Origin of the sequence: Amycolatopsis sp. cmx-11-51, from assembly GCF_047608665.1 — a bacterium.
Lineage (GTDB): Bacteria > Actinomycetota > Actinomycetes > Mycobacteriales > Pseudonocardiaceae > Amycolatopsis.
In genome coordinates this window covers 36,082-47,985 of the sequence record NZ_JADNQO010000009.1, presented here as the reverse complement: position 1 = coordinate 47,985, position 11,904 = coordinate 36,082, and the positions used below count along the sequence as shown (strand labels likewise).

Here is an 11,904-nt window from a genome sequence, read left to right as displayed (position 1 = left end):
CGGAATCGTGCTCGCCCGCGCCGCGCGGGTGGGACTGGCAGACTGTTCACCGTTGATGGCGTCGGAACGCAGACTGTCGATTGCGTTCCCGTCCCCCTGGTGCATGACCTGCGTCACACACACGGACGTAGCAATCAGGCAAACGGGCCGAAACATCTCCACAGGATCTCCACAGCTCACCCGAACGGTCTCCACGGTCGCTGCTTACAGTCATCCCCATGGAACTGGGAGGACGTCGGGTGCTGGTCGTCGAGGACGACGTGACCATCGCCGAAAGCATCGCCGCGCGCCTGCGGGCCGAGGGATTCTCGGTCGATCTGGCGCACGACGGCCCGTCCGGTGTCGAGGTGGACACCGTGCGGGAGCCGGACCTGGTGGTGCTCGACGTGATGCTGCCGGGGTTCGACGGGCTCGAGGTCTGCCGCCGGATCCAGGCCCGCCGTCCGGTCCCGGTGCTGATGCTGACCGCCCGGTCGGACGAGACGGACATGCTGATCGGCCTCGGTGTCGGCGCGGACGACTACCTCACCAAGCCGTTCTCCATGCGGGTGCTCTCGGCCAGGGTGCACGCGCTGCTGCGCCGCGTCGACCGGTCCGCCCGCGCCGACGTGGGCGAAGCGGACACGAAGATCGTGCTCGGCGACCTCGAAATCGACGTCGAACAGCGGCGGGTGACGCGGGCGGGCACGCCTGCCCAGCTGACACCGATCGAGTTCGATCTCCTCGTCCATTTCGCGAAGCGGCCGAGGGCGGTGCAGCCGAGGGAACGGCTGCTCAGCGAGGTCTGGGACTGGGACGTCGCGGGCACGGGGTCGGGCACACGCGCGGTCGACAGTCACATCAAGGCGCTGCGCCGCAAACTGGGCGCGGACCTCATCCGCACCGTGCACGGCGTCGGATACGCCCTGGAGGTGGGATCGTGAAGCTCCGCCCGCTGCTCGGCCGGATCGTCGACGCGCTCCCGCGACCGCTCGACCCGGTCCGTTCCATCAAGCTCAAGCTCGCGATCCTGCTGGTGTCCTCCGGCGGGATCGCGTTCGCCTTCTTCAACTGGCAGATCGGCTGGCTGCCGCCCAAGACCACGATGGCCGCGATGGTGCTCGCCGTGGTCACCTCGCAGATACTGGCGCACGGCATGACCCGGCCGCTGCGCGAGATGACCGCCGCCGCCAGGTCGATGGCCAAGGGCGACTACACGCGGCGGGTCCGGGCGACCGCCCGCGACGAGGTCGGCGAACTGGCGCACGCCTTCAATCAGATGGCCGCCGATCTCGACGCCTCGGACCAGCGCCGCCGCGAACTGATCGCGAACGTCTCGCACGAACTTCGCACGCCGATCACCGCGTTGAACGGCGTGCTGGAGAACCTGGTCGACGGGGTCGCCGAACCCGATCCGGCGACGCTGAAGACCGCGCTGCAGCAGACCGAACGGCTCGGCAGGCTCGTCTCGGAACTCCTCGATCTTTCACGGATCGACGCGGGGGCGTTCCCGTTGCAGCTGGAGGAGTTCGATCTCGAACTGCTCCTGGAGGAGGTCGCCGCCGAAGCGGGGGTCACCGCGACCGGCCGCGGCGTGCGGTTCGCGGTCGACGTCCAGCCACCCGGCGCGATGGCCGTCGCCGACCGCGGCCGGCTTTACCAGGTCGTGGTGAACCTGCTCGACAACGCCGTCCGGCACGGACCGGCCGGCGGAGAGGTCCGCGTGCGGGCGGAGGCCCGCGAGGCCGACGTCGTCATCGAGGTCGAGGACGAAGGCCCCGGAATCCCGCCGGGGGAGCGTGACAGCGTCTTCGAACGGTTCACCCGCGGCGAGCGCGCGGGCGGCGGGGGAACCGGGCTCGGCCTCGCGATCGCGCGGTGGGTCGTCGATCTCCACGACGGCAGCATCGCCGTCGTCAGCCCCGAACAGCGGCCGGGCTGCGTCATCCGCGTCGTAATCCCGGTTCCTAGCCGTGGCGGAGCTGAAGGGGACTTTCCCCGCATGTGATGCAGGGAAAGCGCCCTTCGCCGCGTGAGACGAGGGGAAAGGCCCCTTCAGCTTTTTTGGTCAGCTAAATTTGCTTTTGCAAATGGAGGTTCGATGAGCGAAGAACAAGACGACCGGCAAGCGCACGCGTCGCCGCCGCCGGCGGCGACGGCCACCCTGCCGTCCGCGCCGACGGCGCCGGTGCTGATGCGGCCCTCGGTACCGCCGAAGTCGGCGATCGTCCCGCTGCCCGGCTCGGTCGTGCCCGCGGCGGTGGCGGCCGGGTTGATCGCCGCCGTCGCGCTGCCGGACGATCCCGGAGCCGGGTGGTTCGTGGCCGGTCTGGCCTTCGCGGTGGCCGTTTACTTCGCCGACAAGCGGTCTCGTGGCGACGCCGAACCACACTTCCGCCTGGCCAACGCGGTGTGGGCGGCGGCCGCGCTGGGGCTGCTCGCGGTCGGCGCGTTCCGGGCGTCGGTGTGGCTGAACGTGCTGTGCGTGATGGCCGCCTGCGTCGCGGGATCTCTCGCGGTGGTGGGGAAGCGCACCGTGAACACGATCATCTACGACGTCTTCGCGGTCCCGATCGAAGCGCTGCTGTCGATCCCGTGGATCGGGCGCGGACTCGCGAAGCTCGGTAAGAAGCCGGAAAGCCGCACGAGGCCGAGGTTCCTGGTACCGGTGCTGGCGAGCGCCGGACTGCTGCTGGTGTTCGTCCCGCTGCTGCGCGGCGCGGACGCCGTGTTCGCGAGCGTCGTCGACACGGTGATCCCCGAGCTGAGCCCGGGAACCTTCGTGCGCTGGGGTTTCCTGTTCGTCGTTGCCGCGTTCGCCGTCGCCGGGGCCTGCTACCTGCTGGCGGCGCCGCCGTTGCCCGCCGAGGACGACGCGCCGCGCAAACGACTGGGGCACCGGCTCGAATGGACCCTGCCGCTGAGCGTGCTGGTGCTGCTGTTCGCGAGCTTCGTCGTGGTCCGGCTGGTCGTGTTGTTCGGAGGCACCGAATACGTTCTGCGGACGAGTGGCCTGACGGCGGCCGAATACGCCAGGAGCGGGTTCTGGCAGCTGTCCGCCATCACCGTGCTGACCCTGCTGCTGGTCGCCGCGGCGCTGCGGTGGGCGCCGAAATCCTCGGTGGCCGATCGGGGGTGGCAGCGTGGGCTGCTCGGTGTGCTGAGCGTGCTCAGCCTGGTGCTGGTCGCGTCGGCGTTGAGTCGCATGTGGACATATCAGCAGGCGTACGGGTTCACCGTGCTGAGGCTGCTGGTCGAGGTCTGCGAACTCTGGATCGGCGTGATCTTCATGCTGGTACTGGTATCCCTGGTCCCGTTGCGTTCGGCGTGGCTGCCGCGGGCGGCCATCGGCGCCGCCGTCGCCGCCCTGCTGGGGCTGGCGGTGCTGGACCCGGAACGCTTCATCGCCGATCGCAACATCGACCGGATCGTACCCGGCAAGACGCTTGACACCCGCTACCTGTCAGGGTTTTCCACCGACGTCGTCCCCGCGGCGGAACGGCTGCCGGAACCCTTGCGGTCCTGTGTGCTCGGACCGGTCGTGACGGGTAACTCGGAAGATGATTGGCGCGAATGGAACCTGAGCCGGTCCCTCGCGCGTCAGACCCCCGTTGCCACGGTGGGCAGGGCTGAATGCGCTTATCCGGCCCGTCGCTGAGCCGTGGCACCACGGCCTTGATCGCCCTCTTGGGGGTGAGGGCGATCAAGGCGGTGGTCGATCGCCGGGCCACCGAGGGGGTGGCCTGGCGATCAGCTGTTCCTCACCGGTCAGAAGCTGAAGACGCCGTCGGAATCGGCGTCGGCGACGCAGCGGTTCGCGTAGGAGGTGCGGAAGGTGACCGGCTCGCCGCGCCACTTGCCGACCGCGGAGACGTCCACCGGGGCGTACTCCAAAGTGCAGGCGCGCGGTTCCCCGCGTAGCTTGTCGAACTTCCCGTCCACTTTGGACAGGCTGGCGCAGGCGTCACCGCGGTCGGGGTGTGAACCGCCGGTGGGCTGGCAGGTGAGGGAAACGACGCCGATCCGGCCATTCGAGTGGTGGCTGGTCAGCTGGAACATGGATTCGGCGGGCTGCGCGGGTGCCAGGCAGGTGAGCGCGAGGAAGCAGGCGCCGATCGGTTCGAAGAAAGCCATACCATCTCTATCGGCAGACGGGGCCCAGTCACTGTGTTCCACGCTTGGGTGAGATTTGCTCACCCGGTCGTGTGGTCGTCGCTTTCTCGAATGTCGTGGGCGAGCAAGGCGACGTAGAGGGAGAGCATCGATTCCGGCTCTTCCAGGCGCACCCCGAGCACCTGCTCGATCCGGGCGAGCTGCTGGTAGTAGGCGGTGCGGGAGGTGTGCGCGGCCGCCGCGGCCGCCGATTTGTTGCCCCCGTGCTCGCAGTAATGCCTCAACGCCTGAATGAGTCTGCTGCCCTGTGCGGCGTCGCGGCTCAGCAGCGGGCCGAGTTCCCGAGCGGCGAACGCGGTGATCCGTTCGTCGCCCGCCAGCAGGTGCAGCAGCCCGCGCAAGCGGACGTCGTCGAGCCGGTGGAGCACCCGCTCGGCGTTTGCGGTGAGTGCCGCGGCGGCGACCTGGGCGGCTTCGACGAGTGTCCGGCGTGCCTCGGCGGGTCCGGTGCCCGTGGTCCCCACCGCGACCACGGCGGGTGCGCTGGAGCGAGCCTCGTGGACGTCGGTGGCCAGCCGCCGCAGGACCGCGTCGACCCCCGCCTCCGGCGAGAGCGCGATCAGCGCGCGTACCAGTGTGTCGTCGGTGGCCACCAGCGCGGACACCTTGGCACGCCGGGCGGCGAGCGCGGTCGCTTCGGCGAGTTCCCTCAGCAGCACCGGAGTCGACTGCGTGGTACTGGTGGTCGCGGTGATCCTGGGCCGTACGGCGACCCCGACCAGCAGCCGCCCGGTCAGCGGGACGCCCAGCGCGGAGGCCCGCGCGGTCAGTTCGGCGGGTGGCACCGGGTTCGCCAGGAGTTCGGTCAGGATCGCGCGGTGCGCCTGGCGTTCGAGGCTGTCGGTGTCCTTCGCGACGAGCCGGTGGACCGCGAGCGCGGACGCGGCGCGTTCGGCGACCACGACGTGCCGCCGCGACGGTGGATCCCCGCACACGACGATCAGCCGTCCCCAGTCGTGCCCCCGCGCGCCGACCACGGTGACCAGCCAGCCCGCGCCGGCGTGGAAGCCGGTCCGCTCGCCCACCTGCACCGGCCGCGACCGCGACGGCCAGCCGGGCAGCAACTCGCCGGGGTCGGCCCCCGCCGTGTCGTAGGCGAGGACCTCGTGCGACAGCGTCTCCAGCACGACAGGATGTTCGGTGAGCCTCGCGACCTCGCGCAGGATGTCGCCCGGCTCGGCGCCCGCGATCGTCAGCGCGGTGAACGTCTCGTGGACCCGCTCCGCCGCCCGTAGTTCGTCGACCTGGGCGTCGACGATCAGCCCGTTCACCGCTTCGGTGACCGACACGAAGCGCGTCTCCCGCGAGAGGGTGACCAGTGGGACACCGTGCTGGTCCGCGGCCTCGACCAGTGCGGACGGCAGCTGGTCACTCCAATGCCGGACCAGTTCGACGACGACCCCGGCCACTCCGACACCGGCCAGATCGGCGATGTACCGGGCGAGCGCGGCACCGTCGTCGGGCAGCGCGACCCCGGTGGTGAGCACAAGTTCCCCGCCCCGCAGCAAGGGTGCGATGTCCGCGACTTCGGCGACGTGCGCCCAGCGGACCGGCGCGTCCAGCCCCGCCGCCCCCGCCACCACATGAGGCCTGCCCTGACGCAGCACCGGCAGCGCGAGCACTTCGGCGACGGTCGGGTACATCGGCCTCCCACCTGGTCGGAACGACAGGAGACAGACTGTACGGCCGGGACCGGGAGTCCGTACACGTTGCCGATGGTGTCAGTGTGGCGCGCGCACCCAGACTCGACCGGGAGCAGACACCCACGCCAGGAGGGCACCCGTGACCGACCACATCAACCACTGGATAGACGGCAAACCGTTCGAAGGCGTGAGCGAACGATCCGGTGACGTGTTCGATCCGGCCACCGGTCAGGTACGGGCGAAGGTGCCGTTCGCGGCGCAGGGCGACGTCGACGCCGCCGTCGCGGCCGCGTCACGGGCGCTGCCGGGCTGGCGCGGGACCTCGCTGGCAGGCCGGACGCGCGTGCTGTTCGCCTTCCGTGAGCTGCTTTCGGCGCGGCGTCACGAGCTGGCGAAGATCGTGACGAGCGAGCACGGCAAGGTCGAATCCGACGCGGCGGGCGAAGTCGCGCGCGCCATCGAGAACGTCGAATACGCTTGCGGCGCGGCGCAAATGCTCAAGGGTGGCTTCAGCGAGAACGCCTCCACCGGCGTCGACGTCTACTCGATTTCGCAGCCGCTGGGCGTGGTCGGGGTGATTTCGCCGTTCAACTTCCCGGCCATGGTCCCGCTGTGGTTCGTGCCCAACGCGCTCGCCTGCGGCAACACCGTCGTGCTCAAACCGAGCGAGAAGGACCCGTCCGCGGCCGTGTTCATCGCGGAACTGTTCGCGGAGGCGGGCCTGCCCGACGGCGTCCTCAACGTGCTGCACGGTGACAAGGCCGCCGTCGACGGACTGCTGGAACACCGCGACGTCAAGGCGATCTCGTTCGTGGGGTCGACGCCGATCGCGAAGTACGTCTACGAAACCGGGACCAGGCACGGGAAACGCGTGCAGGCCCTCGGTGGCGCGAAGAACCACATGGTCGTCCTCCCGGACGCCGACCTCGACCTCGCCGCCGACGCGGCCGTCTCCGCGGGCTTCGGCTCGGCGGGGGAGCGGTGTATGGCGGTGTCGGTCGTGGTCGCGATCGACCCGGTCGGCGACGAACTGGTCGCGAAGGTCGCCGAGCGCATCACGCGCCTGCGCGTCGGTGACGGCATGCGTCCCACGTCGGAAATGGGGCCGCTCGTCACGGCCGCGCACCACGAACGCGTCGAGTCCTATGTGGCGGCGGGCGTCGAGGCGGGTGCCCGGCTCGTCGTCGACGGCCGTGGCATCGAGGTCGACGGCGAGGACGGCGGGTTCTGGCTCGGCCCGACACTGTTCGACCACGTCACCCCGGAGATGTCGGTCTACACCGACGAGATCTTCGGGCCGGTGCTCACGGTCGCGCGGGCAGAGGGATACGACGCGGCGCTGGACTTGATCAACGCCAACCCCTACGGCAACGGCACCGCGATCTTCACCAACGACGGACGGGCCGCGCGGCGGTTCCAGAACGAGGTCGAGGTCGGGATGGTCGGCGTGAACGTGCCGATCCCGGTGCCGGTCGGCTACTACTCGTTCGGTGGGTGGAAGGACTCGCTGTTCGGGGACAGCCACGCCTACGGGCCGGAGGGGTTCCACTTCTTCACGCGGACGAAGGTCGTCACTTCGCGGTGGCCGGATCCTTCGCAAGGCGGGGTGAACCTCGGGTTCCCGCGCAACAGCTGACGCCTTCGGCACCCTTGCCGGCCAACAGCGTTTCGGTGCCTACAGCGGGTGAGTCGAGCCGTGGTGTCGTGAAGGCCTCCGTTCTGGTGATCCGGACTTGATATCGCTAGTGCCTGCCAGGTCCGAGTGGGGAAGATCTGGGACGTTGAACGTCCGAAATCCTCCCCGCTCGGGCGTGTGCCGGGGGCACTTCCCCCAACCTCTGTTGATCAAGCTCCGCAACCGGTGCGACCTCCGCGACGATGTAGGAATCGGGACTCAACGTCCCATTTTTCATCGTCAGCCTCACAGCGACGACTCGCCGCCGTGAGCCGAGAAGGACCAGGCGCTTTTCCCGCGATCCATGCGGGAAGGCGTCCTGTGGCTCCCCGGGCACTATGCCTTCCGTAAACTCGTTGTGAGGACGAGCCGAGGGAGGTGCGGGTGGCCAACGCGGAAGAGCGCCGCTTCGAAGTGCTGCGCGCGATCGTCGCCGACTACGTGTCGAACCAGGAGCCCGTCGGGTCCAAGGCGATCGTCGACCGGCACAACCTCGGTGTGTCCAGCGCCACCGTGCGCAACGACATGGCGGCGCTGGAAGAAGAGGGCTACATCACACAACCCCACACGAGCGCGGGCCGCATCCCCACCGACAAGGGGTACCGGCTGTTCGTCGACCGCATCGCCGAGGTCAAACCGCTCAGCACGGCCGAACGCCGGGCCATCACGGCCTTCCTCGACAGCGGCACCGACGTCGACGACGTCCTGCGCCGCTCCGTCCGGCTGCTCGCCCAGCTGACCAGGCAGGTCGCGGTCATCCAGTACCCGATGATGACCAACTCCGCCGTCCGTCACCTGGAAGTGGTGCCGCTCACCCCGGCCCGGCTGATGCTGGTGCTGATCACCGACTCCGGCCGCGTCGACCAGCGCACGGTCGACCTCGGGGACGTCATCACCGAGGAGAACGTCGGCAGGCTGCGCACGGTGCTGAACGGGGCACTGGCGGGCCGTCGCCTTTCCGAGGCCGCGGCGGCGGTCGCCGAACTGCCCGAAAAGTCGCCGGGCGAGCTGCGCGACAACCTCACCCGCGTCTGCACCGTACTGGTGGAATCGCTGGTCGAGCACCCCGAAGAACGGCTGGTGCTCGGCGGCACGGCGAACCTCACCCGCAACGTTTCGGACTTCCCCGGATCACTGCGGCAGGTGCTGGAGGCACTCGAGGAGCAGGTCATCGTGCTCAAGCTGCTCGCGGCCGCCCGCAACCCCGGTGCGATCACCGTGCGCATCGGTGAGGAAAATGAGGACGAGCAGATGCGCAGCACCTCGGTGGTGTCCATCGGGTACGGCATGGACGACCTGCTGCTGGGCGGAATGGGCGTCGTCGGGCCGACCAGGATGGACTACCCGAACACCATCGCCGCGGTGCGCGCGGTGGCGAACTACGTGGGGCAGATCCTCTCCGGCCGCTGAACGCGGCGTTGAGGTCGAAGTCAGAAGGAGAAGGCGAAGACGGTGGCGAGGGACTATTACGGCATTCTCGGGGTTGCGAAGAACGCGACGGATCAGGAAATCAAACGCGCTTACCGCAAACTGGCCCGTGAACTGCACCCCGACGTCAACCCGTCGGAGGACGCCCAGCACCGCTTCGGCGAGGTGACCACCGCGTACGAGGTGCTGTCGGACCCGCAGAAGCGCAAGGTCGTCGACCTCGGCGGTGACCCGATGGACGGCGGGGCACGGGGCGGAGGAGGCGGCGACCCGTTCTCCGGCTTCGGCGGTCTAGGCGACATCATGGACGCCTTCTTCGGCGCCTCCGGGGGCGGCGGCCGTGGCCGTGGCCCGCGCAGCCGCGTGCAGCCGGGTTCCGACGCGCTCATCCGCCTCGGCCTGACCCTCGAGGACTGCGCCACCGGTGTCGACCGCGAGATCACCGTCGACACCGCCATCGTCTGCGACCTGTGCCGCGGCGCCGGTTCGACCGAAGGCACCGGCACCCAGACCTGCGACACCTGTGGCGGCGCCGGTGAGGTCCAGTCCGTGCAGCGGTCGTTCCTCGGCCAGGTCGTCACCGCCCGCCCCTGCCCGGTCTGCCGCGGCTTCGGCGAAGTCATCACCGACCCCTGCCGCCAGTGCGGCGGCGACGGCCGCGTCCGCGCCCGCCGCAACGTCACCGCCAAGATCCCGCCGGGCGTCGGCGACGGCATGCGCATCCGGCTCTCCGGCCAGGGCGAGGTCGGCCCCGGCGGCGGCCCGGCAGGCGACCTGTACGTCGAGATCGACGAGACACCGCACGAGGTGTTCGTCCGGCAGGGCAACGACCTGCACTGCAACTTCCGCATCCCGATGACCACCGCCGCCCTCGGCGCCACGGTGCCCATCGAGACACTCATCGACGGCGACTACGAACTCGACATCGAGCCGGGCACCCAGCCCGCCACCGAACTCGTGCTCACCGCCAAGGGCATGCCGCGACTGCGGTCCTCCGGCCGCGTCGACGGCCGAGGTGACCTGCACGTCCACATCGACGTCGTCGTGCCCACCAAACTCGACGACGCCCAGCGCGACCTCCTCGTCGAACTGGCCCAGCAGCGCGGCGAAGACGTGCCTTCGCTCTCCTCGAACGGCTCCAAACCCGGCGGGCTGTTCTCCAAGCTGCGCACCAAGAACCACCGGTAACCCGTGCCCGAGACGACACTGCCGGTCTTCCTCACCGCCGCGCTGCCCGGCTCCGGGCGCACCACGCTCGACGGCGAGGAAGCCCGGCACGCCGCCACCGTCCGGCGGCTGCGCGTCGGCGAACGTCTCGTGCTTTCCGACGGCGAAGGCGCCATGGCGCGCTGTGTCGTCGAAGCCGTCCAAGCCGGCCGAGACGCGGCACTCACCCTCGTCATCGAAGAACACTGGACCGAGGAACCACCCGCACTGCGCGTCATCGTCGCCCAAGCACTCGCCAAAGGCGACCGCGGCGAACTCGCCGTCGAACTCGCCACCGAAGCAGGCGCCGACGCGATCGTCCCCTGGCGCGCCGCCCGCAGCGTCGCCCGCTGGGAAGAAGGAACCCGCGGCGACAAAGCCCTCACCCGCTGGCGCACCACCGCCCGCGCCGCCGCCAAACAAGCCCGCCGCGCCCACGTCCCCGAAGTCGCCGAGCCCGCCACCACCCGCGAACTCGCCGAACTCGCCCAGACCGTTTCCCGCGCACTGGTCCTCGAATCCGGCATGACCGCGAAGCTCACCGAGATCGAACTCCCGCCACAAGGCGACATCCTCCTCATCGTCGGCCCCGAAGGCGGCATCACCGACAAAGAACTCACCACCCTCACCGACGCCGGCGCGACCGCCATCCGGTTGGGCCCCACCGTGTTACGCACCTCCACCGCCGCCGCCGTCGCCCTCGGCGCACTAGGAGTTCTCACCGCCCGCTGGAAGTGAAAAAACACCCCACTAATTTGCGGCGAGTTATGGCGCGATCACGCAAACAGCCGTTACTCTCGTTAACTGACGCGCAACACACGGTTTCGGCGCGCCACTGGGGATGAAACCCAGTCGCGCGCGTGAATCCCCGCCGGGCACCTCCCCCCTCGGTCCGGCGGAGCCGCGGCGACGGTGGAGCGACCCCCAGGCTCCACCGCGCCGCGGCGTCTTCATTTGGGGGCTTCGCAAGCTACGCCCCAAATTTCGCGCCGCAGCGCGGTTCCGCGTGCCTGCCCGGGGGGCCGAGCCCCCCGGACCCCCCACGGTGCGTGAAGCGGCGGTTGGCAGCCCCGAAGCGGAGCGTAGGGCGGCGGTGGTCTTCGGTATCGGCGTAGGGCCTGGCGGCCCTCGCCTGGTGGGTGTGTGGCGAGCGGCGTAGGGCCTGGCGGCCCTCGCCTGGTGGGTGTGGGGGCGCCCTACGTCGGCGCTGGCGCGCCGGCGTGGGCTGGTGAGGGGCGAGGCTTTCGCAAGTAGTCCTCTGGTTGCGGTCGTGGGGGCTGGGTGTCGTTACTCAGGGCCCGACGGACCCGAAACGCTGCTTACGGCCAGCGGGGCGGAGGGTGGGGTGGGGGATAGGGTGAGGCAATGAGTGACGCGGAGACGTTGTTCGAGCGGATCATCGCGGGGGAGATCCCGTCCGACAAGGTGTACGAGGACGCGACGACGTACGCGTTCCGGGACATAGCGCCGCAGGCGCGGGTCCACGTGCTCGTGGTGCCGAAGAAGCGGTACCGGAACGTGGCCGAACTGGCCGCCGCCGACCCGCAGGTGCTCGCCGACATCGCCTTGGCCGCCAAGAAGGTGGCGGAACTCGAGGGGATCGCCGAATCCGGCTATCGGGTGGTGTTCAACACCGACGGTGACGCCGGGCAGACCGTCTTCCACGTGCACGCGCACGTGCTCGGTGGCGAGCAGCTGGGGCATTTCGGACGCTGAAGCGCGCGGCCGGCGGAAACCGGACTGCGTGCCGACGCCCGCAACCAGTAGCATCGACCTTGTCACTGTCGTTGAAAATCGCAG

10 protein-coding genes are annotated in these 11,904 nt (G+C 69.7%); 8 read left to right on the top strand and 2 right to left on the bottom strand.

The annotated features are described in order from the left end of the window. Window positions 1–239: 239 nt before the first annotated feature. The 3 genes from ACM6LU_RS26660 (at window position 240) to ACM6LU_RS26650 (ending at window position 3,637) form a co-directional block, all read left to right on the top strand. Window positions 240–923 carry a response regulator transcription factor gene (locus ACM6LU_RS26660; protein WP_414940698.1) on the top strand — a complete coding sequence of 228 codons (684 nt, stop codon included), beginning with the start codon at window positions 240–242 and terminating at the stop codon, window positions 921–923. Further along, a complete protein-coding gene (locus tag ACM6LU_RS26655) occupies window positions 920–1,987 on the top strand; it encodes an ATP-binding protein (protein WP_414940506.1) in 1,068 nt (355 codons plus the stop codon). Before ACM6LU_RS26660 ends, ACM6LU_RS26655 begins: the two co-directional genes overlap by 4 nt. A 93-nt stretch (window positions 1,988–2,080) precedes the next feature. Beyond that, window positions 2,081–3,637, top strand: coding sequence for a DUF4153 domain-containing protein (locus ACM6LU_RS26650; RefSeq protein WP_414940505.1), 1,557 nt, complete (start codon window positions 2,081–2,083; stop codon window positions 3,635–3,637). Between the two features lie 110 nt (window positions 3,638–3,747). Here ACM6LU_RS26650 and ACM6LU_RS26645 read toward each other — a convergent pair whose 3' ends face one another. Both ACM6LU_RS26645 and ACM6LU_RS26640 read right to left on the bottom strand, forming a co-directional pair. Beyond that, window positions 3,748–4,113: an SSI family serine proteinase inhibitor gene (locus ACM6LU_RS26645; protein ID WP_414940504.1), complete on the bottom strand. Its 366-nt coding sequence runs from the start codon at window positions 4,111–4,113 to the stop codon at window positions 3,748–3,750. Between the two features lie 59 nt (window positions 4,114–4,172). Further along, window positions 4,173–5,795, bottom strand: coding sequence for a PucR family transcriptional regulator (locus ACM6LU_RS26640; RefSeq protein WP_414940503.1), 1,623 nt, complete (start codon window positions 5,793–5,795; stop codon window positions 4,173–4,175). A gap of 139 nt (window positions 5,796–5,934) precedes the next feature. On the opposite strand from ACM6LU_RS26640, the gene ACM6LU_RS26635 reads away from it, so the two are divergent. From ACM6LU_RS26635 to ACM6LU_RS26615, 5 genes are all read left to right on the top strand, one after another. Then, complete coding sequence (locus ACM6LU_RS26635) at window positions 5,935–7,431, top strand: CoA-acylating methylmalonate-semialdehyde dehydrogenase (protein ID WP_414940502.1); 1,497 nt, start codon at window positions 5,935–5,937, stop codon at window positions 7,429–7,431. A 423-nt stretch (window positions 7,432–7,854) separates the two neighbouring features. After that, window positions 7,855–8,880 carry a heat-inducible transcriptional repressor HrcA gene (gene hrcA, locus ACM6LU_RS26630; protein ID WP_101606072.1) on the top strand — a complete coding sequence of 342 codons (1,026 nt, stop codon included), beginning with the start codon at window positions 7,855–7,857 and terminating at the stop codon, window positions 8,878–8,880. A gap of 42 nt (window positions 8,881–8,922) precedes the next feature. Further along, window positions 8,923–10,086 (top strand): molecular chaperone DnaJ, encoded by a 1,164-nt coding sequence (dnaJ, locus tag ACM6LU_RS26625; RefSeq protein ID WP_414940501.1) that lies wholly within the window; start codon window positions 8,923–8,925, stop codon window positions 10,084–10,086. A gap of 3 nt (window positions 10,087–10,089) precedes the next feature. Continuing rightward, window positions 10,090–10,842, top strand: coding sequence for a 16S rRNA (uracil(1498)-N(3))-methyltransferase (locus ACM6LU_RS26620; RefSeq protein ID WP_414940500.1), 753 nt, complete (start codon window positions 10,090–10,092; stop codon window positions 10,840–10,842). Window positions 10,843–11,469: 627 nt separating this feature from the next. Then, a complete protein-coding gene (locus ACM6LU_RS26615; protein ID WP_414940499.1) occupies window positions 11,470–11,820 on the top strand; it encodes a histidine triad nucleotide-binding protein in 351 nt (116 codons plus the stop codon). Window positions 11,821–11,904 lie beyond the last annotated feature (84 nt).